At 67.6% G+C, this 21,165-nt stretch carries 18 protein-coding genes; 8 read left to right on the top strand and 10 right to left on the bottom strand.

All coding sequences use genetic code 11. The features are described from left to right. Positions 1-5 precede the first annotated feature (5 nt). Both ACJH6I_RS11140 and ACJH6I_RS11135 read right to left on the bottom strand, forming a co-directional pair. The gene (locus ACJH6I_RS11140) at positions 6-1,106 is read right to left on the bottom strand and encodes an NAD(P)/FAD-dependent oxidoreductase (RefSeq protein ID WP_212807668.1); all 1,101 of its coding nucleotides are present in this window, start codon (positions 1,104-1,106) and stop codon (positions 6-8) included. Position 1,107: 1 nt separating this feature from the next. Then, positions 1,108-1,899, bottom strand: a complete 792-nt coding sequence (locus ACJH6I_RS11135; RefSeq protein WP_212807669.1) for an SDR family NAD(P)-dependent oxidoreductase — start codon at positions 1,897-1,899, stop codon at positions 1,108-1,110. Positions 1,900-1,962: 63 nt separating this feature from the next. On the opposite strand from ACJH6I_RS11135, the gene ACJH6I_RS11130 reads away from it, so the two are divergent. Beyond that, positions 1,963-2,850 (top strand): hypothetical protein, encoded by an 888-nt coding sequence (locus tag ACJH6I_RS11130; protein ID WP_212807670.1) that lies wholly within the window; start codon positions 1,963-1,965, stop codon positions 2,848-2,850. On the opposite strand, the gene ACJH6I_RS11125 is transcribed toward ACJH6I_RS11130, so the two are convergent. Then, on the bottom strand, positions 2,847-3,581 hold the full coding sequence (locus ACJH6I_RS11125) for an Rv3717 family N-acetylmuramoyl-L-alanine amidase (RefSeq protein WP_406774522.1): 735 nt from the start codon (positions 3,579-3,581) through the stop codon (positions 2,847-2,849). The two genes, ACJH6I_RS11130 and ACJH6I_RS11125, sit on opposite strands and share 4 nt — an antisense overlap. Positions 3,582-3,914: 333 nt before the next feature. Between ACJH6I_RS11125 and ACJH6I_RS11120 the strand changes: the two genes are divergently transcribed. Then, positions 3,915-5,684 carry a CocE/NonD family hydrolase gene (locus ACJH6I_RS11120; RefSeq protein WP_346415347.1) on the top strand — a complete coding sequence of 590 codons (1,770 nt, stop codon included), beginning with the start codon at positions 3,915-3,917 and terminating at the stop codon, positions 5,682-5,684. Between the two features lie 10 nt (positions 5,685-5,694). Here ACJH6I_RS11120 and ACJH6I_RS11115 read toward each other — a convergent pair whose 3' ends face one another. Continuing rightward, positions 5,695-6,858 carry a sulfotransferase gene (locus ACJH6I_RS11115; protein WP_346415348.1) on the bottom strand — a complete coding sequence of 388 codons (1,164 nt, stop codon included), beginning with the start codon at positions 6,856-6,858 and terminating at the stop codon, positions 5,695-5,697. A 108-nt stretch (positions 6,859-6,966) separates the two neighbouring features. On the opposite strand from ACJH6I_RS11115, the gene ACJH6I_RS11110 reads away from it, so the two are divergent. Continuing rightward, the gene (locus tag ACJH6I_RS11110; RefSeq protein ID WP_346415349.1) at positions 6,967-7,542 is read left to right on the top strand and encodes a TetR/AcrR family transcriptional regulator; all 576 of its coding nucleotides are present in this window, start codon (positions 6,967-6,969) and stop codon (positions 7,540-7,542) included. Further along, positions 7,539-8,636: a DUF1214 domain-containing protein gene (locus ACJH6I_RS11105; RefSeq protein ID WP_406784071.1), complete on the top strand. Its 1,098-nt coding sequence runs from the start codon at positions 7,539-7,541 to the stop codon at positions 8,634-8,636. Before ACJH6I_RS11110 ends, ACJH6I_RS11105 begins: the two co-directional genes overlap by 4 nt. Positions 8,637-8,685: 49 nt before the next feature. Here ACJH6I_RS11105 and hrpA read toward each other — a convergent pair whose 3' ends face one another. After that, positions 8,686-12,606, bottom strand: coding sequence for an ATP-dependent RNA helicase HrpA (gene hrpA, locus ACJH6I_RS11100; protein ID WP_406784070.1), 3,921 nt, complete (start codon positions 12,604-12,606; stop codon positions 8,686-8,688). 25 nt (positions 12,607-12,631) lie between these two features. Further along, entirely contained in the window at positions 12,632-14,014 is a 1,383-nt protein-coding gene (locus ACJH6I_RS11095; protein ID WP_135357394.1) for an oxygenase MpaB family protein, read from the bottom strand. A 112-nt stretch (positions 14,015-14,126) separates the two neighbouring features. On the opposite strand from ACJH6I_RS11095, the gene ACJH6I_RS11090 reads away from it, so the two are divergent. Beyond that, positions 14,127-14,684: a TetR/AcrR family transcriptional regulator gene (locus ACJH6I_RS11090; protein ID WP_135357436.1), complete on the top strand. Its 558-nt coding sequence runs from the start codon at positions 14,127-14,129 to the stop codon at positions 14,682-14,684. A gap of 12 nt (positions 14,685-14,696) precedes the next feature. On the opposite strand, the gene ACJH6I_RS11085 is transcribed toward ACJH6I_RS11090, so the two are convergent. Further along, a complete protein-coding gene (locus tag ACJH6I_RS11085; protein ID WP_061003816.1) occupies positions 14,697-15,215 on the bottom strand; it encodes a MarR family winged helix-turn-helix transcriptional regulator in 519 nt (172 codons plus the stop codon). 122 nt (positions 15,216-15,337) lie between these two features. Here ACJH6I_RS11085 and ACJH6I_RS11080 point away from each other — a divergent pair, with 122 nt between their 5' ends. Next, on the top strand, positions 15,338-15,799 hold the full coding sequence (locus ACJH6I_RS11080) for a hypothetical protein (RefSeq protein WP_406784069.1): 462 nt from the start codon (positions 15,338-15,340) through the stop codon (positions 15,797-15,799). A 32-nt stretch (positions 15,800-15,831) separates the two neighbouring features. On the opposite strand, the gene ACJH6I_RS11075 is transcribed toward ACJH6I_RS11080, so the two are convergent. Further along, on the bottom strand, positions 15,832-16,725 hold the full coding sequence (locus ACJH6I_RS11075) for a mycobacterial-type methylenetetrahydrofolate reductase (RefSeq protein ID WP_406784068.1): 894 nt from the start codon (positions 16,723-16,725) through the stop codon (positions 15,832-15,834). Positions 16,726-16,880: 155 nt separating this feature from the next. On the opposite strand from ACJH6I_RS11075, the gene ACJH6I_RS11070 reads away from it, so the two are divergent. Continuing rightward, positions 16,881-17,657: a S9 family peptidase gene (locus ACJH6I_RS11070; RefSeq protein ID WP_061003773.1), complete on the top strand. Its 777-nt coding sequence runs from the start codon at positions 16,881-16,883 to the stop codon at positions 17,655-17,657. Between the two features lie 16 nt (positions 17,658-17,673). Here the strand turns inward: ACJH6I_RS11070 and ACJH6I_RS11065 are convergent, their stop codons facing one another. Then, complete coding sequence (locus tag ACJH6I_RS11065; RefSeq protein WP_406784067.1) at positions 17,674-19,344, bottom strand: alpha-keto acid decarboxylase family protein; 1,671 nt, start codon at positions 19,342-19,344, stop codon at positions 17,674-17,676. An 82-nt stretch (positions 19,345-19,426) separates the two neighbouring features. On the opposite strand from ACJH6I_RS11065, the gene ACJH6I_RS11060 reads away from it, so the two are divergent. Next, on the top strand, positions 19,427-19,948 hold the full coding sequence (locus tag ACJH6I_RS11060; protein ID WP_406784066.1) for a hypothetical protein: 522 nt from the start codon (positions 19,427-19,429) through the stop codon (positions 19,946-19,948). Here ACJH6I_RS11060 and ACJH6I_RS11055 read toward each other — a convergent pair. Further along, positions 19,938-21,149, bottom strand: coding sequence for a hypothetical protein (locus ACJH6I_RS11055; protein WP_406784065.1), 1,212 nt, complete (start codon positions 21,147-21,149; stop codon positions 19,938-19,940). The two genes, ACJH6I_RS11060 and ACJH6I_RS11055, sit on opposite strands and share 11 nt — an antisense overlap. Positions 21,150-21,165 lie beyond the last annotated feature (16 nt).

The following is a 21,165-nucleotide window of genomic DNA, read 5'->3' as shown; positions in this document are numbered from 1 at the left end:
CGGTCTCAATCCCGCACGCCGCGATACAGCTGACGACGCACGACGAACCGCTGCAACACCCGGTCGACGGTCCACGCCGGGAACCGGACGGCCTGTCCCCACGGCGTGAACACCTCCAGCCCGTCGGGCTGCGGACCGAGCACCGAACCCCACCGCACGGCCGGCGGCCGGTAGCGGCGCAGCTTGCGGGACCTCAACTGGGCGAGGACGTTTCGTGCCACCAGCGCACCGCCACCGTTACGGGCCGAGGTGCGCAACGGATCGGTGGCCGCGACATCACCGACCGCGAAAACACCCGGATACCCGGGCACCGTCAGCTCCGGGGTGACGCGGACGAAGCCGTCGTCGTCGAGGATCTCAGTAGGCAACCACGCCGTGTTGGGCCGCACCCGACCGACGGCCCACAACACCGCATCGGCCTCCCCGTCCGGTTGGCCGGTGCTGAATTCGATTGGTCCAGCGGTGATTTCGTCGCGATTCGGCGGCAGTACAGCGCGGTGCCCGAGATGCAGCCGGACGCCGAGTTCCGCCAACCGTTGCGCGACCCGCACCTGGGTCCCGACGTGGTAACCCGGAAGTATCTGTGCGCCAGGGAAATACAGGTCGACGACCTTGTCGGGCCAGCTGCGTGCCAGGTTCCCGGCACTGCTCACCGCCGTGGCGCCGCCACCCACGACGGCGATGCGCTGCGCCCGTGCCAGGCGTTCGTGGGTGTCATGCAGATCCGCCGCGACGTCGTCGGCGGTCTGCAGCGTCGGGCGGCGCCAGAACCCGTTGGTCGTTCCGGTCGAGATCACCAGCACATCGAACGGCTCGACCGTCTCGGTACCGTCAGCCGTCTCCACCGTGACCGTGCGGGCATCCAGGTCGGCGCCCGTCAGCGCCCCGTGCACGATCCGCACCGAATCCAGGCCACGGAATCTCCGGAAACCGATGAAGTAGTCCCGCGCCCAGGCGTCGGGCCGCGCGACGCGCATGCCGAGTTCCTGACCGCTGACCAGGCCGTCCTTGACCGAGATACCGACCACGTCGGCGTGCGGGGCCAGGCGGACAGCGGCGAGGATGCCGCTGTCCCCCAGCCCGGCGATGACGACGCGCCCCCGCACGTCAGGGCAGGATCGAGTCGACGTAACCGCCGTCGGCGCGCACCGCGGCGCCGGTGGTGGCCGACGACTGCTCCGAGCTGAGGTACACGACCATGTTGGCGATCTCCTCGGGCTCAATCAGCCTGCGCAGCAACGATTGTGGACGGAATTTGATCATGAACTCGCGCTGCGCCTCGTCCCACGGCAGGTTCTTGTCGACCAGCTGATAGACGAAGTCCTCGACGCCACCGGTATGCGTCGGGCCCGCGATCACCGAGTTCACCGTCACGCCGGTACCCGCCGCATCCTTGGCGAAACCGCGGGTCACCGCGAGCAGCGCGGTCTTGGACGTGCCGTAGTGGATCATCTCTTCCGGGATGACGATCGCCGAGTCGCTGGCGATCTGGATCGCGCGGCCCCACCCGCGCTCCGTCATCCCCGGGAGGTAGGTGCGGATGAGCCGCACAGCAGACAGCACGTTCACCTCGAAGTACCGCCGCCATTCGTCGTCGGTGATCTCCTGCGCCGGCGTCGACCCGAAGATGCCGAGGTTGTTCACCAGGATGTCGACATCCGGAAGTTGTTGGACGAGTTGGGCGACGCCGTCCTCGGTCGTGACGTCGGCGGCGACGCCGATGACGTCGGCGAATCCCTTGCCGGTGAGTTCGGCGACGGCCGCTTGGACGCGTTCTTCGCTGCGTCCGTTCACCGCGACGCGGGCCCCGCTGGCGGCCAGCCCTTCGGCGATGGCCAGCCCGATGCCCTGCGTGGAACCGGTTACCAGGGCGGTTTTGCCGGTCAGATCAATGTGCACAATCAGCCTCCAATGAATGTTCCGGTCACACAACGCTAGCGACCCCGCTGAATAATCCGTGGCATGACCGAACTATTGGTTCTGCACATCGCCAAGCGGGCGATCCTGGCCGTGTCCCTCGACGGTTCACGGGTCCGGACGCTGGTCGCCGATGTCGACGAGACGCCCGACGGCATCGTCGTCGATCAGGCCCGGGGCCACATCTACTGGACGAACATGGGCACGCCCGACCCCGAAACCGGCCGGACGTTCTTCACCCGTAACGGGTCGCTCGAGCGTGTGAACCTGGACGGTTCTGACCGGCGGACCATCGTGCCGCGGGGCGCGTTCACCACGGGTAAGCAGCTGACGGCCGACTTCGACGCGAGGTTGCTCTACTGGTGCGACCGCGAAGGCATGCAGGTGCTGCGCTGCCGGCTGGACGGCTCGAGCCTGGAGACGCTGGTGGTGGCGGGTAGCGGTCCGGATGCGCAAGACCCGCGGCACCACTGCGTGGGCATCGCCGTCGACCCGGTGCAGCAGTTGGTCTACTGGACGCAGAAGGGCGCATCCGACGCCGGCCAGGGCCGAATCTTCCGCTGCCGCACCGACATCCCGGTGGGGCACACCGCCGCGGGCCGTGCGGACATCGAGTTGCTGTGGCAGGACCTGCCCGAGCCCATCGACCTCGATCTCGACGCATCCGGAAACCTGGTCTGGACCGACCGCGGCGCCGAACCGAACGGCAACACGCTCAACCGCGGCCGGGTCCAGCCCACGGTCGGGACCTACGACATCGTGTCCCGCGGCTATCAGGAGGCGATCGGTCTGACCACCGCCGATGACACGACCTACTACGTGAGCGAGCTGCGCACCGGCGGCATCCGCGTCGTGAACCTCGCCGACGGGACCGACCGCGAGCTGACACAGCTGGGTCCTGGTGTCACCGGGGTTGCGCTGGCCGAGCTCTAGCTGGCCTGGATGAACGCCGCGATGCCCTGGCAGATGGCGTTGGCGTAGGTCTGCCACCCCTGCATGGTGGCCATCGCCGCGCCCTCCTGCGGGTTCTTCATGTTGCCGCACTCGACCAGGATCGACGGGTACTGAGCGAGATTCAGGCCTGTCAGGTCGGCCCGGCCGTACAGACCGTTGCTGCCGATGTAGGTCGCCGGCGTCAGCCCCGCGGCCACCATCTTGTCGCGCATGATCTGGGCGAAACGCACCGACGGCCCGGCCTGCACCTGGTTCAGCGGCGGCGCCGAGTAGTTGACGTGGAACCCGTGGCCGCCAGCGGGGCCCCCGTCGGCGTGGACGGACACGACCGCGTTCGGCCGTAGGGCGTTCGCCATCTCGGCGCGCTGGTCGACACACGGACCGAGAGCGTTGTCGTTGTTGCGCGACAGGTGGACCTGTACGCCGGCGTTCGCCAGCTGCTGCTGCATCAGCAGCACGACGTTCCAGGTGAACGAGTGTTCGGGGAAGCCCGCCGTCGTGGACGTGCCACTGGTCTGGCAGTCCTTGGTGCCGCCGCGGCCGGTGGGCACCTGCTTGCTGATCGACGAGTCATTGGCCCCGTTGTGCCCCGGGTCGAGGAACACGACTGCGCCGGCCAGACCAGCGGCTTTGGCCACGGGCGCGGTGAGTGACGACACAACGGCGGGCATACCGACCAGAACCGGCGCCGCGGCAGCCATTCTCAGCATGCGTCGGCGCGAGATGCAGCCGACGCCCTTACCTGCGTCGTCTCTTTCACACGGACTACTGGTCACTGATCGGATGCTACGGACCGAGACTGGGAACACCCCCGAGCGCCCTGACACGGTTCCGTCACGAAGCAATAACTTCTTTCGGGTTCGGCGTACGGTCGAGGCGTGGAGACGAATGTCGAGACAGCGGGTGTGGGGGCCCGAATCAAGGCCATAGCCGGTTGGGCCGCCACGCGCACCCGCAAGACCAGCCCATCACCACTGTTGCCGGCCTGGGAAGCCCCGCCGGCGCAGTACGGCGTCGGAGTGCACCACAACGTGGCGGTGCCGATGAGCGACGGCATCTCGCTGCGGGTGGATATCCACTATCCGACCGACCCGACGACGGGCGAGCCCGCTTCCGGCCCCTTCCCGGTGCTGCTGTCGATGACGCCGTACGGCAAGAAGGCACCCCCGCCGGCCGCCCAGATCGGTGGTGGCGCAACGCCGTACCTGATCCGGCGTGGCTACATCGAGGTGATGGCCGACGTGCGGGGTACCGGCGTGTCGGGCGGCTCCTTCGAGATGCTCGGACCGGAACAGGTGCAGGACGGCGTCGACCTGGTCAATTGGGCTGCCGCCCTGCCCAATTCGAACGGCCGTGTCGGCATGTTCGGCATCTCGTACCTGGCCATCAACCAGCTCATGACGGCCGCCGCGGTGGGTCCCGGCTCGCCGCTGAAGGCGATCTTCCCGGCGATGGCCGCCAACGATTTCTACCGCGACGTCGTCACCATGGGCGGCGTCCCGCACATGCGCACGGTCCGGGCCTACGGCGCCACCTACTCGCTGCTGAACGTCATCAACCCGGCGCTGGAGTTCGCGCATCGCGGTGGGCATGAAAGGCCAAGGGCCGGTGGTATTTCCGCGGTGCGCCAGCGCGGTCGCGACCAGCGCAGCTATTTCAAGAGCCTGATAAAAGACGCGATCGCCGGCGGTGACACCGCATTCGACGGCACGTTCTGGGACACCATGCGTCCCGCGGATGTGGTGCCGAAGATCGTCGAGAACGGTGTCGCGGTGTTTCTGGTGGCCGGCTGGCATGACGCCTTCCAGCGCGGCGCGCCCTTGAACTACGCGGCGCTGCAGAACACTTTCGCCGGGCGTCCTGCCGGCGCCGCCATGACCGCCGATCAGCCCGTCTCCGACAAGTTCCAGTTGATGGCCGGCCCTTGGTATCACGTCTCGGATCTCGATGGTCAGCATCTGCAGGCCTTGCAGCTGCGCTGGTTCAACCACTGGCTCAAGGACGACGACACCGCGGCCGTCACCGGTGCGCCGGTGCGCTTCCAGGCCATCGGCAGCCCTAAATGGTTCCGCACCAACGCCTATCCGTTCCCGGAGGCCACCCCGACGCGGCTCTACCTGGGTCTCGGCGGCGGCCTGCATGCCACCCCGTCGGCCGACGAGTCGATCGCCACGCTCCAATACCTTTCTCGCGGACCGGTTTCCGGGCGCAGCCTGGAGCAGTGGAGCCTCGGCATGGGCAGCTTCATGGTGTCGCAGACTGGCCGCAGTGTCCGGTACGACCAGGACAACTCCCGGCTGCAGCGCGACGCGCTGACCTACACCAGCGAAGCGTTCGATACCGAACAACTGCTCGCCGGTCCGGTCGGCCTCACGATCTTCGCCACCGCCGACCGCACCGAGACCCTGTGGGTGGCGCATCTGGACGACGTCTCCCCCGATGGCGTCAGCCGGCCGCTGACGCAGGGGGCGCTCCTCGGTTCGCATCGTGCCCTCGACCCCGAGGCGAGCTGGCTCCTGCCCGACGGCACCGTGCTACGGCCGCAACACATCAGCACCAAGGCGGCCGCCGAGCCCGTCGTGCCCGGTGAGCTGACCCGGTACGACATCGAGGTGTTTCCCACCGCGGCGCTCCTCGCCCCGGGCCACCGACTGCGGCTGACGCTGACGACGTACGACTTCCCTCATCTGGTGCCGACCCGCCCGCAGCGGACGGCCCTGGCGCGCGGGACGTATCGAATTTCCCAAGGCGGCGTCCACGCTTCGCACCTGGTCGTGCCATTGGCCGACCCGGCGGCGATGGCGCAGTCCTAGCGGCGGAAAGCTAGCCCAGGAAGCGCTGCGTGTAGGGCGCGAAGCGGGCCTTGAGGTCGTCGGGGTCGAGACCGAACATCTCGCACGACGTCTCGACCCGGCCCAGCCGGCCGCGTTGATGACCGGCCAGGTAGTCTGCCATCGCGTTGCGCTCGGTATCCGAAAGTTGTTCCTCGGCAAGAGCAAAGACGCTCGCGGCGGTGCCGAGATCGTCGGCCATGAAATCATCGAACCGGATGTCGATGGAGCGGTCCCGGCCGATGACCTCCCGGTCTCGGATCAGCGCGGCAAGCATGTGCTCCAGCCGCTGCACCCAGTACGAAGCGATGTGCTCGACGGGAACCGGGCTGCGGTGCATGCGCGCCGAGTAGGTGAGCATCGCGATCATCGACAGCACCACCGGTACGGGATCGCGGTGCGTGAAAACACCTACCACACCGGGTAATTCGGCGTTCAGCACCGGCAGTTGCTCGAGATGCTGCGGCGACTTGAGCAGCCAGCGCCGGCCGCCGCGCAGGTACTGCAGGGCTTTGAGCTGCGTCACCATGTGCCGGTAGTGCGGCGTCTGATCATGGGATTCGTAGTAGTCACGCCACGCGGGAACATCGGCCAGCGTCTCGAAGTACATCGTGGAAAAGTCGTTGGCCAGCAACTGGATTTCCTCGTGCACGTGGTCGGTGGTCATCTCGTGCATCAGCGGGAAATGCGGCATGACGATGTTCATCACGTTGACCGCCACGTCCATCCGCGTGCGCCGCGGGTCCGGCTCGATACCGGCTTCGGACGCCAGCGGGAAGGGCTCCATCGACTCCCAGTAGGGCAGGGTCCGGAAGGTTCCGGCGGCCGCCAGCAGGTTGTGCAGGTGTGTGGTCCCGGTACGCGGCAGGCCGACGATGACCACCGGGGGCAGCAGTTCGATGTCGTGAATCTCAGGGTGCCGCTTCAACAGATCGGTCAGCAGCAGCCGGTTCTTCAACAGCTGCAGCAGCTGGCCGTAGAAGTTGACCACGCCCGGGCCGTTGAAACCGTCGATCTGCCGGAGCGCGCCCAGCAGCACCTCGAGGCGTTCGCGGTAGTCGGTGGGGCCGAAGTCGTCGAGCCCGGTGTCGGCGCTCGCCTTGGCGTGCAGTGCGTCCGCATCGAGCGGACAGTCCGCCGCCATCATCGTCATCATGTCGCGGAACTGTTGAGCCTCGGCCGTGAAGGTGGGATGGGCCAGGTCATCGAGCCGGACAACGTCTGTGGTGTCAGTCACACCAATTATGTTACTATGAGTTCCGTAATGGCGAAAGAACTTGGTAGACCTCGTGATCGGCGCATCGACGACGCCGTGCTGGACGCGACCGTGAAACTCCTCGGCGAAGTCGGCTATGCCGCGCTGTCGGTGGACGCCATCGCCAAGCAGGCCGGCACCAGCAAGCCAGCGATCTACCGGCGCTGGCCCAGCAAGGCCCACCTCGTCCACGAGGCGGCATTCCCTGAAGGCATCGCCGCTGACCTGCCGGATACCGGCTCCCTCGCGGGCGATGTACGGGCGATGGTCCGCGACACCGTGGCGGTCCTCAGCACTCCCGCGGCCCGCGCCGCGCTCCCGGGACTGCTCGGCGAGATGACCGCCGACGCCACCCTGCACAGCGCCCTGCTGGACCGGTTCGCCGACGTACTCGGACCCGGACTGCATGCCCGCCTCGATGCCGCCGCCACCCGCGGTGAACTCCGCGCCGACGTGACCGCCACCGACCTGACCGAGGTCATCACGGGTATCGCCCTGCTCGCCGCCCTCACCCGCAGCGCCGCCCCCGATGACGACTGGATAGACCGCAACACCACACTGATCCTGAAAGGTATTGGCGCATGACCGAATCCGCTGCCGCATGGCGGGAACTCCTCGACACTCTCCGTGAGCTCGACACCTCTTTCCTGGAGGGCCCGCGCGCCGTCACCGACGACCGCCAGATCGCCGACGGCTACCGCATGCTCGCGACGGGTCTCGGGGTGGCGCTGGACTGCTACCTGTTTCCCGAGCCCGGCCGGCCACAGTTCGTCGCCGTCAACACCCCCACCCGGCATGACCGCCGTTGGGGCGGCGACAACACCGACGCCTACTACCACATGTGCCCCATCGACCCGGAGCGCAAATACCGCGTTTTCGGCAACAAGGGCGACAGCGTCTACCTCTCGCTGACCGCGTACAACGAGCCGTCTCCCGGCGCCTGGTCCAATCGCGTCGTCGCGATAATTCGTGACACCGACATCGAATTCGACGCCGACGGCAACTTCTCGTTCGAGCTCGGACCACTGCCCGAGGCGGCCGTCTTCCTCACCCGCGACTACCAGGCCGATCCGGCGACGGGCCGTCCCGTCACCTGGAACATCGAGGCACTCGATCCTCCGGAGCCGTTCCGGCACAGTGACGCCGCGACAGCCGCCGCGTTGCGGTCCAGCGCCACGTGGATCCGCACGCTGTTCGCCATCATGCCGATGCCGGTGGGCACCCGCCCCGACGAAACCTCGCTCGGCCACTCGATTGCCCACGTGGCCAATGAATTCGCGGCGCCGTACCAGGTGCCCGATGCCAACTTCGGCTGGTCGGCCCGCGACGCCTGCTATTCGTACGGCAGCTTCGTGCTCGCCGAGGACGAGGCTCTGGTCATCACCCATCGCCCGCCGGCCTGCCGGTTCTGGAACCTTGTGGTGTGGAACCAGTTCATGGCCACCCCCGGTGCCAGCGACGCCCGTAGCTCGCTCAACGGATACAGCGCGGTGCCCAACTCCGATGGCACGGTAACGGTCGTCCTGTCCCGCGGCACCACCACACACCCCAATTCGCTTACCACGCTGGACTATCCGCAGGGCAACCTGGCATTTCGCTGGTTCCTGACCGACCAGGTGCCGGACCGTCCCGAAGTCCAGCTGGTCAAGATCGCCGACGCCCCCACCTCGCCCTCCTGAGCGATTTGTGCACGATTTTCCGCGCTCACCGCGGAAAATCGTGCACAAATCACGGGACTATGGCGTCGATCGCCCGGTAGATCCGTTGCTCGCTGACGGGCCGCGGGGTGCCCAACTGCTGGGCCCAGAGGCTGACGCGCAGCTCTTCGATCTGCCGGGCGATGTCGCGGACGTCCTCGCCTTGGCACCGAAGCGGTGAAAGCGCCTGCAGCAGTTCGTCGTACGCATCCTGGACGGCGCGGACGCGGTCCATCCGCTCCCGGTCTGCGGCGGGAGCCTGAGGCAGCCGCTCCAGCCGCCGGCCGATCGCGGTCAGGTACCGGGTCAGGTCGGCGAGGTGGGTGACGCCCGTCGCCGCGACGAATCCGACCGGGAGCAGCCGGGCCAGCTGTGCGCGGATATCAGCGACGGCGTCGGCCTGGAGCGCAGAAGGCTTGTCGGGCAACGCAACCTGCGCCGTGTGCGCGGTGGTCAAGACGCGCTCGACGCGGCCGACGACGTCGAGCGTCGTCGGAACCAGTTTGGCGGCGACGGTGTCGCGCAACGCGCCGAAGCCAGCGGAGGTCCACACGGGCTTGGGCGCCAGCACCCGCACGGCGGCGTCGGCGCAATCCTCAAGGAGCGCAGCCAGGCTGCCGTCGGGATTGCTCGCCAGCGCGAGGCGCGCGCGGGGATTGAGCACGCGCTCGGCCGCCTTGACCGGCGACGGCGCGGCGAGCCGCAGCAACCGTCGCAGTCCTGGACCCATGGCCGCGGCCTGCTCCGCTGCCGTCGGGAACACCCGGATATCCACCGCCGCACCGGTATCCACGAACGCGGGAAATCCGCGCACGGTGTGCCCGCCGGCCGTGCTCTCCACGCTGCGCGGCAACTCGGACAGATCGTCGGGCCACGCCTTCAGACCCGTCCGCTGCAGATCGCCTGCGACGGCCCCGGCGACTGCCTGCCGCACCGAGCCGGCCAGTCGATCATGCAGCGCACTTAGGTCCTTGCCGCGCGCCACCTCGGCGCCGTCCTTCTCGACCGCGAAGGTGACCCGCAGGTGGTCCGGAACCTTGCTCAGGTCGAAGGCGTCGATCGGCACCAGAATGCCACTGCGCCTGCGCAGTTCGCGCTGCAGTTCCTCGAGCAGCGAGCCGTCTCCCGGATTGAGGTCCGGCAGCACCGCCCGCGCGGTGTCGGGTGCGGGCACGAAGTTGCGCCGCAGGTCCTTGGGCAGCGATTTGATCAGCGCCGTGACCAGCTCTTCGCGCAGCGCGGGCACCTGCCACGCGAAGCCGTCACCGCCGAGCCGGGCCAGCACCTCGACCGGAACGTGCACCGTGACACCGTCATCGGCGGCGCCGGGCTCGAATCGGTAGCTCAACGGCAGCGAGAGGTCGCCGGTCTGCCAGGTGTCGGGCTGGTCGGCGTCGGTGTCAGTGCGCAGTAGATCCTCGCGCGTCATGGTCAGCAGGTCCGGCGTCACATGCCGCTGCTTCTTCCACCAGGCATCGAAATGCCGTGCCGACACCGCGCTCTCGGGCACCCGCTGGTCGTAGAAGGCATACACCTCGTCGTCGCCGGCCAGCAGGTCGCGGCGGCGGGCGCGCTCTTCCAGCTCCTCCAGTTCGGTCCGCAGGCGGGTGTTGTCGCGGAAGAAGTGGTGCCGGGTCTGCCAGTCGCCTTCGACCAGCGCGTGCCGGATGAACAGCTCGCGCGCCACCACCGGATCGACCTGCGCGTACCCGACCCGACGGCGCGGCACCAGCGGCAGCCCGTAGAGCGTCACTCGTTCGAACCCCATGACCGCACCCCGGCGGGCGTCCCAGTGCGGCTCACTGAAGGTGCGTTGCAACAGATCTCCGGCGACCCGCTCGACGGTCTCCGGTTCGATGCGTGCCGCGATGCGCCCGAACAGCCGGCTGGTCTCCACCAGATCCGCGACGACGATCCAGCGCGGCGGCTTCTTGGTCAGCACCGAACCCGGCGCCAGGACGAACCGCGAGTTGCGAGCACCCTGGTAGTCCCGCGTCTCGCCTTCGCACAGCCCGACGTGCGACAGCAGCCCTGCGGTCAGCGCGGTGTGGATGCGCAGCGGGTCAGCATCATCGCCCGACTCCCGGATGCCGAGATCGCCCGCGATGCTGCGCAATTGGCCGACCAGGTCCTGCCATTCTCGGATCCGCAGGTAGTGCAGGAATTCGTCGCGGCACATCCGGCGGAAAGCGCTGCCGGACAACTGGTTCCGCTGCTCGCGCAGGTAGTTCCACAAGTTGAGGTAGGAAATGAAGTCCGAATGCTCGTCGGCGAAGCGGGCGTGCTTCTGCCGGGCGGCCTCTTCGCGGTCCGACGGCCGCTCCCGCGGATCCGGGATCGACAGCGCGGCAGCCAGAATCAGTACCTCGCGGACGCAGCCTTCGGTGTCGGCTTGCAGGATCATGCGGCCGACGCGCGGATCCAGCGGCAGCCTGGCCAGCCGGCGTCCGACGTCGGTGATGGCGCCCTTCGTATCGAAAGCGCCCAATTCCTGGAGCAATTGGATGCCGTCGCGGATGCTGCGCGCATCGGGTGGGTCCAGGAACGGGAAGGCCTCGATATCGCCGAGCCCCAGCGCCGCCATCTGCAGGATGACCGCACCGAGGTTGGTGCGCAGGATCTCCGGGTCGGTGTAGCGAGGCCGCGACGCGAAGTCCTCTTCCGAGTACAGCCGGATACACACACCCGGCGCGGTACGACCGGACCGGCCGGACCGCTGCGCGGCCGACGCCTGCGAGATCGGTTCGATCGGCAACCGCTGCACCTTGGTGCGCCGGCTGTACCGCGATATGCGCGCCGTGCCCGGGTCGACGACGTACCGGATGCCCGGCACCGTCAGGGAGGTTTCGGCGACGTTGGTGGCCAATACGATCCGACGCGGCCCACCGGGCTTCGCGTTGAAAACCTTCTGCTGATCCGCGGTGGGCAGCCGGGCGTACAGCGGCAGGATCTCGGTCGGAAATGTGTCGCCGGACAGCGCATCCCGCAACGCCTCTGCGGTGTCCCGGATCTCGCGCTCGCCGGACAGGAAGACGAGCACATCGCCGGCCGGTTCGGATTCCAGCTCACGCACCGCGTCGACGATGGCTTCGGTCTGGTCCCGCGGCTCGGTGCGGACGATCTCGTGGTCCGGATCGTCGGGATCGTCGGTGTCGTCCGCGACGACCGGCACTTCCAAAGGGCGGTAACGGATTTCGACGGGATAGGTACGGCCCGAGACCTCGACGATCGGCGCATCGAAACTGCGTCCATGTTCGGCTCCGCCGAAGTGTTTCGCGAACCGCTCGGGCTCGATGGTCGCCGACGTCACGATGACCTTCAGGTCCGGACGTCGCGGCAGCAACTCGCGCAGATACCCGAGCAGGAAGTCGATGTTGAGGCTGCGTTCGTGGGCCTCATCGAGAATCAGCGTGTCGTACCGCAGCAGCCTCCGGTCCCTCTGAATCTCGGCGAGCAGAATGCCGTCGGTCATCAGTTTGACCAGGGTCGAGTCGCCGGCCTGATCGGTGAACCGCACGGTGTAACCGATGGCCCCGCCCAGTGCGGTGCCGGTTTCGTCGGCGATGCGCTGCGCCACCGTCCGGGCCGCCAGCCGTCGTGGCTGGGTGTGTCCGATGGTGCCGCGGATGCCCCTGCCGAGCTCGAGACAGATCTTGGGCAGCTGCGTCGTCTTGCCCGAGCCGGTCTCGCCGGCGACGATCACCACTTGGTTGTCGGTGATGGCCTTGGCGATCTCACCTCGACGATCGGTGACCGGCAGGTCGGGATAGGTGATCGCAGGAACAGCCGCGAGACGGCTGGCGATCACGCCCTCCGCGGCCGCGATCTGTTCGGCGATCTTCTCGGGATTGTCGCCCCGCAGATTCTTCAGCCGACGCTCCAGCCGCGCGGCGTCACGGATGGTCAGACCATCCAGACGATCACGCAGTTGGCGCAGCTGAAGGTCGGACACCAGTCCCAGGATAGGTGGTCCGCAGTCAGTCGCGTGTTGCCGGTACGTGCGGGATCGGGCAGCCCGGTGCGATGTCGGCCGTCTGATTGTGGTGGTCGTAGGGGGTACCGGTGATCCCATTGCGCGACGCCAGGAAGCGGGCAACCCCGAGCACCGTGCCCCACATGACGGTGTCGCTGCGACGGGCCGCCGCACGGGCCGCGGCGCCGGGCGTGTGGTCGAGCACGCGCCGGAAGCCGATGTTCGCGTGCACCAGCATCGCCGCCACAGCGGTCCACGGCACGAAATTGATATCGGCCCAACCGGTTCCGCGAATCATGGCTCGCATCATGTCGCGGCCACCGTAGTAGGCCAGGAGGCCGAGAAACGGGCTCACGCCGACTCGGGTCACCAGTGCCGACCGGAAGTTGTCAGCCGCGGCGCCGACCATGGTCTCGGTCCACTCCGACGGGCCACCGGCGTACGCGACGATGAAATCCATGGCCTCCAGGGCCTGCTTCGAGTCTTTGGGGATGAGTTCGTCGGCGACCCCGAACACCCGGGCGATGTACGCCCAGTACATCAGCGCCGCATCCAGATCCGCACGGCTGCAACGCCGTCCGTGGGCATGATCGATCAGCAGGGGTTGCAGTCCGAAGGTGATCGCCGCGTTCATCATCATCGCGTTGGAGATGGGGTTGCCGTGTTCGGCGAACTGTTCGTCACCCCAGGTGCGGCGCAAGCCGGCCCGAACCTGTGCGTGCATGAGCCGCACGCGCACGGTGTCCTTGAACGGCTCGGCGAAGCGCTCCAGCGCGCCGCGGTAGGTCATGTTGCGGAACCAGGCGGCGGTTTCGAGGTTGCGCCGGTAGAAGTCGCGGACGAATCGACCGGTTTCCCCGGTGGCATAGGCCACCTCGTCGCCGACGAACGTCCCGAAGGTGTCGCCCGCCGCCATCCCGAACTTCCCGGCGACGGAGGCGTTGTTCCAGAGTTGGCGGCCCCGTTCCCATTTCACCGGGTCGTACCACTCCGGTGGGTTGTCCAGGTCGGCGAACAACGCGATCAGTTCCGCGGGGGCGTGGTCCACCGACTCGATGCCGTGCTCGAGGGCCTGCTCCAGAAGGGCCCGTCCTTCGGCCATCCCGGTCTCACGGAACCGCGCGACGACGGCGTCCATCAGTTCGTCACCCTGCCAGAGGTGGTCGACGAACAGGTCGGTCCACGGCGTCGCCTTCGGCACGTCGCTGAAATCCAGCCACGGCGACAACTGCTGCCGACGGGTGTACGTCCAGATGGGCTCGAACCGGAGACGTGCGGGGGCGGGGCGTAAAGCCATCCCCGGCCGCCAGTAGTAGTCGTACGGATGACCGCCAGTGGGTACGTGTGAATTGCCAGAACGACGCTGTTCTCGGGTCGACGAAGCCATGCCAAAATGCTGACACGAGCATTTACTCGCATACAATTCGTTTCGTGACGGCCCGGTGAGCAGCACACAGCGGGTGCCGCGGCGCACCCCACGACAAGAACGCTCGCGTTTGATGGTCGAGCGCATCCTCGACGCCGGTCGGGAAGTACTGATCGAGCGGGGATACGACGGCGCCACGACGAATCGGATCGCGGAGGTCGCCGGCATCAGCCCGGGGTCGCTCTACCAGTACTTTCCCAACAAGGACGCGATCATCACCGCGATCGTCGACGCCCATACCGACCACGTCGTGCGCTCGGTGACCACGCGACTGGTGGAGCAGGTCGGCCAGCCCGAAGACCTCGGCAGCCTGCGGGAAGTCCTGGCGATCCTGCTGGGTGCGATGGCCGAACAGCCCGAGCTACTGCGGGCCCTGATCGAGCACACCCCTCGGCTCGGGCTCGGCAACAAGATCGCCGATTTCGAGCAACGTGTCGGCGAGCTTGCGATCGCCCACCTCCGGTTGCGGCCGCAACCGATTCACCACGCGGACACCAGAATCTGGATCGCGGTGCGCGCGGTCGAGCATCTGAGCATCCGCTACGTGCTCGACCGCCCGGACATCGACCACGACGAATTTCTCGACGAACTCGCCGCGCTCATGGCGTCCTACATGATGGTTCGCACCTGATCGGCCGCGACATCACGGGATGAGCGGATCGCGGCCGGTCGAGCCCATCGCCGCACCGGCCAGGCGATGTTCCAGCCCCTGGACGACGCGCAGCACGGTTGCCCGTTCCGCTTCGCTCAGATCGCCGACGGTCAACTCTTCGATCTCGCGCCACACACCCTCGATCTGGTCCCGCAGTCCGCGGCTGGCCGGCGTGGCCTCGATCAGATGGGCACGCTTGTCCTCGGGGCTCGGGAAGCGTCGGACGAACCCGGCATGCTCCAGCCGCTGGATCATGCGGGTCATCGTCGGCGCATCGGAGCTCGTGAGTCGCACCAGATCCGTCTGCCGAAGCGGGCCGCGGTCCCACAGGTACATCATCACCAGCTCCTGGCCCGGGTACAGGCCGAGGGGACGCAGCAGCGTCGCGATGATCGTTCGCGTCAGCCGGGTGAGTTGAAAGACCGCATGACTGACGGGACCGCTGCGGGCCGCCGTCGGCAATGCCATCGCCTCGCACGTCTCCCGGTCTTCATCGCCGTCCGTCGCCATCGACACCCCCAGAAACTCATTGGTTGTCTAACCATCTTACTTCGGCTAGATGACAAGGAAACCCCAGTTGGAATAGCCGTCGGAAGATACTTGTTCGAGCAAGTATCTAGAAAGGCGGCGCCATGAACACCACCCACCACACCGGCACCGAGCTCCGTCGTTCCATCTTGCGCCTCATGACAGGGACCGCCGTCGGACTGTCGGCGCTGTCCATCGCGCTGGCCGCGCCCGCGGCGGCGAAAGGCCCGCATCCCGGCCCGGTGATCGACCGCCCCGAGCCGACCAGTTCAGTCAGCGCGCAGACCAATGCCGGCCGCACGTCGACCACTCCGATGACACCCGCCGGACGCACGGCGCCCGGCGCTATCCCCCGGTCTCAACCGGCGGTTTCCATCAGCGCGCAGCAGTACACCGGAGGGGCCGACAACCCCGCCGCGAATCAGATTCGTAAAACGTCGGACTCCACCGACGGTCCGGGCGACACCGCCCGCCGCGCCGACGTCCGCATGCCGACCATGCCCGGCGGACTGACACCCGCCGACGCTGGGCGGTTGTTCGGGGGAATGTCCGGAGCCTCGAAATAGGCTCCGTCACAACGCCGTATCGGCGCGAGAGGCTAGCCCTTATCGGGCGCCCAGTACTCCAGCATCTCGGCGAACGTCTCGAACGCCGGCTTGGAGACGCCGTAGGCGGCTTCCAAGTGGATGCTGATCGGGAAGCCGAGCTCGCCGACGCCATCGATGACGCGCTTGTACAGGTCGAGCATCAGCGCGCGTTTGGCCGCGGGCTCCTCGCCGGCCAGCCGGGAAACGAAGTCCTGCTCGGCGGCGACCAGAGGGTTGCCCGGATCCTGGATCAGCCAGTTGATCAGTCCGACCTTCGACTCCATCTTCGGGACGAACCCGAACGACAGCAGAATTTCGGGGCGGTGCTCGGTGGTGGCAGCGAACTCCTTGAGGAAGCCCACGATCGTGTCCGAGTACAGCAACTGGGTCATGCCGTAGGTGGCGCCCTGGTTGATCTTGAAGTTGAAGCGGCCCTGCTCGCCGTCGCGCGTCGGGATCAGGATGACGCCGCGATTCGGCACCTGGTCGCGGTAGATCGTCAACGCGTCGGTCGGCGCCACGCCGGCGCCCTCGCCGTCGCTCATGGTGCGCGGGACGCCGACGAAAGCGATGCCGTCGAAGTCCGCGTCCTGCAGCACCGCCAGCCGCTTCGAGAGCGCGTCCTCGTCGAGGAACGACGTCACCTGCGTGCACAGCCCGCGGATCCCGGGCAGCTCGGGCTTCATCAACTGCCAGAAGTCGAGGACGTCCATCTTCGGCTTCATCTCGACGGGCCGGTCGCCGTCTTCCTCGATCATCCCGGGGATCATCACGTGCCGGATGCGGCCCTCGAGGCCGACGGCCGCGGCGTTGAGCAGCACCTTGTGCGCCTCGTCGACCGCAAACTGGGGGCCGCGCTCAATATTGGGCGGGACCAGTTCGAAGGCGATGGTGTTCAGGGTCACGACTCTGCTCCGGATCTCAGGACTACATACGGGGCGCAGGCGTCACTGACCGCTACGACCCGCAGGTCGTGTTTCCCGTGAAACCTCCACCCTACCGATGGCCTCCAGCAAAGAATCGGCCACGTCCGGCTTGCCAGCCGTGGTAAACCCGACCCGTGGCTGAACGCGTCAAGTTCCAGAGTTCCACCGGCCCCATGCTCGCCGGGATCATCGACCTCCCCGAGGGCACCCCGCGCGGCTGGGGCGTCTTCTCACATGGCTTCACACTCGGCAAGGACTCCCCTGCCGCGGCGCGCATCTGCAAGCAACTGGCCTCCGATGGCATCGGGATGCTCCGCTTCGACGCCATCGGGCTGGGCGATTCGGACGGCCACTGGGGCGACGGGTCCTTCACCCACAAGACCAACGACGTCATCGAAGCGTGCAAGTTCATGTCCGACCGCGGCACGCCGTCGGCTCTGTTGGTGGGCCACTCGTTCGGCGGGGCGTCGGTACTCGCCGCGGCGCGGCAGGCGCCCGGGGTGCGCGCGGTGGCGACGGTCGCTGCGCCCATCGACCCGTCGCACGTCGAGAAGCAGTACGACGACATCCTCGACTGCGTGCTCGCCAACGGCAGTGCGCAGTGGATGGTCGGCGGCCGCGAACTGACCCTCAAGCGCGACTTCGTGGAGGACGTCCGCGCGGCCAAGCTGCACGCCAAGATCAAGGACCTGCACCTGCCGCTGTTGATCCTGCACTCCCCCACCGACAACACCGTGGGCATCGAGAACGCGAGTGAGATTTTCCGGACGGCCCGCCACCCGCGCAGCTTCGTCTCGCTGGAGGGCACCGAACACCTGCTCACCGGGCCGGGACAGGCCAAGCGTGCGGGACGGATCATCGGCGCCTGGGCCGACGCCTATCTGGGTCCGGACAAGGCGCGTCCGCGGTAACGCGACAACCCGCGCTTCAGTTACCGGCCGCCTTGTTGGCCTTCGCGATGGCCGCGGCGAGCTCCTCCAGTAGCGGCGGCACGTCCAATTCGGTCACCACGGCTTCGATGAAGACCAGATCATCTGGGTGGGCAGCCGCGTCGGCCAGTGCCGCGTCCAATTCGCCGCAGGTTGTCGCCCTGTGCGACAACGGGTTCCGGATACCCAGGGCAGCCGGGATGTCGCGCCACTGCCAGCCCACGATGTCGTTGTACGGCGCGGTGGGGCCGTGGATCGCGCGTTCGACGGTGTAGCCGTCGTTGTTCACCAGGATCACCACGGCGGGCACGCCCTCGCGGCCGAACTGGCCGAGTTCCTGGATCGTCAGCTGCGCGGCGCCGTCGCCGATGAGCAACACCGGACGACGGTCCGGCTCCGCCAGACCCGCACCGAGTGCGGCCGGCAGCGTATAGCCGATGGACGCCCACAACGGCTGACCGATGAACGCCACACCGCTGGGCAGCCGGTGCCGGGCCATGCCGTAGTACGACGTGCCCTGCTCCGCCAGGACCACATTGCCCGGCGTGAGAGCACCACAGACCTTGTCCCACAAGGCCTTCTGCGTGAGCGGCTGATCCGGTTCGAGGATCGCGTCGGGCGCGTCGGGCACCGGCTGCGGTACGGCGGGCGACCTGGTGGGCCGGGACTTCAGGATGCCGGTGATCGCCTCGAGCGCGGCCGACATGTCCAGTGGCGCAAAAACTTCCCCGGCCACGGTGCTCTGGTTGGGCCCGATGTCGATGGTCCGCGCGGTATCGATCTGCTGCGTGAACGACGCGCTCACCATGTCGGTGAACTGCACGCCGGCGGTGAGGAGCACCGGGGCGTCTTCGATGGCCCGGCGGACCGACTCCTGACTGGAGGTGCCGGCGTAGATGCCGAGGAACTCCGGCGCGGATTCGTCGACCAGGCTCTTGCCCCACATCAGCGTGGCGTGCGGCACGACGTCGGCCGCCAGCAGTGCCTCGAGCTGCGGGACGGCTTCCAGTCGGTGCACCAGCAGGTCGGCCAGCACCGTCAGCTGATGCTCGCCGATGAGACGGGCGGCGGCCACGGTGAACAGCGAGAGCGCCCGCGGGCTCGTGCCGCTGGTGTACCGCGGCAAGGGCCCGGTCGGTGGTTCGACCGGGAACCGGGCGACGTCGGTGGCCAGCATCAGGTAACCGGGCAGCTTGCGCTCGTGCACTTCGGACAGCACCCGGTCGATCTCGCGCGTGGCCGTGGCCGGCACGAGTTTGGCTTGTGCGCAGGTGATTTCGCGGGCGATGCGCAGAAAGTGGTCGAAGTCGCCGTCACCGAGCGAGTGGTGGATCACCCGGCGGGAGCCTTGCACGTCGATCGACGGCGTGCCGACGATGTGCACCACCGGGACATGCTCGGCGTAACTGCCCGCGATCGCATTGGCCGTCGATAGCTCACCGACACCGAATGTGGTGATGAGCGCCGCCATGCCGCGCAGCCTGCCGTAGCCGTCGGCGGCGTACCCGGCGTTGAGTTCGTTGGCACTGCCGACCCACCGGATATCCCGGTGGGCGATCACATGGTCGAGCAGTTCCAGGTTGAAATCGCCTGGCAAACCGAAAATCTCGGTGACACCCAGTTCGGCGAGCCGGTCCAGTAGGTAGTCACCGACGGTGTATTCGGGCATCCCGGCCTCCCTGGGGTCGCTGGTATGGCGATGGTAACCGTCCAGGCCCGAACACCGCCCGACAAGCACTACCATGACGGCCATGACCGTTCGCCCGCGCCGGATCGTGTGGCAGGTTGCGGCACTGTCGCTGCTCGCGGCCTGCGGTTCGAACACGTCAGCGACGCCGTCGTCGAGCACTTCGAGCGCATCGCCGCCCACGACCACGACAGCCCAGCTCCCTTCGCCGGTCCCGATCGTGCCGATGAAACCGAATGCGCGCCAGGCCAAGTGGGTCGACCTGCAAGTCGGCGACTGCCTGAGCACACCGCCGCCCACCGACCCGAGCGTCGTCGAAGTGACACTGGTGGACTGCTCCGCCCCGCACATCGCCGAGGTGTTCCTGCGCGCCAACGTCGCGGTCAACGACGCCATCGCCGGTGTCGCCGATCAGCGGTGCGCGGCGGGCCTGACGCAGTACGCCGGCCAGGACAGCCGGTACACCTCGACCTACCTGATCGATTCGAACATGGACCGCACCGGACACACGCCGCTGCCCAGCACCGTCATCTGCCTGCTGCAGTCGGCCACGGGCCTCTCGTTGAACGGCTCCGCTAAGGCTTAGCCGTCAACAGGATGTATTGGGCGGCAACCTGTTCGTGCACGTCCTTCAACTCGGGGCCACGTGCCTCGATGGCGTAGTCACCCGCCGGCGCGACACAGTAGAACTGCTTCGGATTGGCCAGCAGGATGCAGCGGCTCAGCGTCAGGGCCGGCACCGGATCGGCGGTCTCGGTGCCGTCGACCGACACCTCCTTGCCGAAGGTGTTCGCCACGTTGACCGCAGACGCCGGGTCCTTGGCCCGATACACGCTGGTCTTTCCACGGGCGAACGCCGTCACGCCGTTGTCCTGGAACACCTTGCTCGAGGTGACCGGGTTGCTCTGGAAGTGCAGGGCCCCGGTGCCCGAGTAGACGGCGTTCTGTGAATTGCGCGGCGCGTCGGTCTGCAGCGTCAACGCCAGCAGGCCCGTCGGATCGATCGGCACGGCCGGCAGTTCCGCCGCGGGTTTGAACGGCTCGATCGCGGCGGCCTGCGCGCCGATCGCCTTGGTCACCAACGCGATGGCCGGATCAAGACCGGCCGTTGACTGTGCCAATTGCGTCAGGACATAGGGACCGTGCGCGGTGAAGGACCGCACGGTGGTCAACTTCGTGCCGCGGGAATCGACGTCGTACGTCGACGCCAGCGCATCCGGATGATCGGGAATGGCAACGGTTTTCGGCACCGCGCCGCGGATGTTGAGCTGAAGCGCAGCAGCGTTCATCTCGCCGGCCGCGGCGCCGGCGTCCTCGGGCGAGGCAAAGCGCAGCACGCCGTTGATCAGCACGGTCTTGGTCGCAGACTCACGCGCCGAGACGAACCCATCGATGAACTTGTGCCTGCCGGCCGCGGTCGCGATGCTCTCTGGACCGAACTGAGCCAGCAAGCCCGGCTCGTCGATGACGAAATATGTTGACAGATAAGGCTCGGTGAGTGTGCTGTCGACCTGCCAGGGCCCCACCACGTAGCCGGCCAGCTGTTGCGCCTCCAACCTCGCGCCGGCCTCGGGCGCACCCGCGGTGCCGTAGGGCTCATGGGCCTTGGTCGGGTACTTTCCGGGCTTCAACTGCGCAGGGGCGACGATCGCCGGCGGAGGTGGTGCCGTCGAGGTCGCCGGCTTGGTGGCTGACGTGGCGGGGCTGGACTGCGTCGACCCGCCACCACAGCCCGCGGCCAGCACCGCCACCGCGACCACCGCTCCACAGCTCACCAGACCCCGCATGCGTCCCTCCCCTGCC

This window comes from Mycobacterium sp. SMC-13, from assembly GCF_045311035.1.
Taxonomy (GTDB): Bacteria; Actinomycetota; Actinomycetes; order Mycobacteriales; family Mycobacteriaceae; genus Mycobacterium.
Note: the sequence above shows the minus strand (reverse complement) of the source record. Positions and strands in the feature narration are given on the sequence as shown.

What these genes read in the sequence shown, in the direction of transcription:
- ACJH6I_RS11120 (WP_346415347.1), top strand. Translation starts at nt 3,915, where the DNA reads ATGAGCGACGGCATCTCGCTGCGGGTGGATATCCACTATCCGACCGAC.
- ACJH6I_RS11115 (WP_346415348.1), bottom strand. Translation starts at nt 6,858, where the DNA reads ATGATGACGATGATGGCGGCGGACTGTCCGCTCGATGCGGACGCACTG.
- ACJH6I_RS11085 (WP_061003816.1), bottom strand. Translation starts at nt 15,215, where the DNA reads ATGGCGACGGACGGCGATGAAGACCGGGAGACGTGCGAGGCGATGGCA.
- ACJH6I_RS11090 (WP_135357436.1), top strand. Translation starts at nt 14,127, where the DNA reads ATGGTCGAGCGCATCCTCGACGCCGGTCGGGAAGTACTGATCGAGCGG.
- ACJH6I_RS11065 (WP_406784067.1), bottom strand. Translation starts at nt 19,344, where the DNA reads ATGCCCGAATACACCGTCGGTGACTACCTACTGGACCGGCTCGCCGAA.
- ACJH6I_RS11110 (WP_346415349.1), top strand. Translation starts at nt 6,967, where the DNA reads ATGGCGAAAGAACTTGGTAGACCTCGTGATCGGCGCATCGACGACGCC.
- ACJH6I_RS11060 (WP_406784066.1), top strand. Translation starts at nt 19,427, where the DNA reads ATGACCGTTCGCCCGCGCCGGATCGTGTGGCAGGTTGCGGCACTGTCG.
- ACJH6I_RS11095 (WP_135357394.1), bottom strand. Translation starts at nt 14,014, where the DNA reads ATGGCTTCGTCGACCCGAGAACAGCGTCGTTCTGGCAATTCACACGTA.
- ACJH6I_RS11130 (WP_212807670.1), top strand. Translation starts at nt 1,963, where the DNA reads ATGACCGAACTATTGGTTCTGCACATCGCCAAGCGGGCGATCCTGGCC.
- ACJH6I_RS11125 (WP_406774522.1), bottom strand. Translation starts at nt 3,581, where the DNA reads ATGCTGAGAATGGCTGCCGCGGCGCCGGTTCTGGTCGGTATGCCCGCC.
- ACJH6I_RS11055 (WP_406784065.1), bottom strand. Translation starts at nt 21,149, where the DNA reads ATGCGGGGTCTGGTGAGCTGTGGAGCGGTGGTCGCGGTGGCGGTGCTG.
- ACJH6I_RS11080 (WP_406784069.1), top strand. Translation starts at nt 15,338, where the DNA reads ATGAACACCACCCACCACACCGGCACCGAGCTCCGTCGTTCCATCTTG.
- ACJH6I_RS11105 (WP_406784071.1), top strand. Translation starts at nt 7,539, where the DNA reads ATGACCGAATCCGCTGCCGCATGGCGGGAACTCCTCGACACTCTCCGT.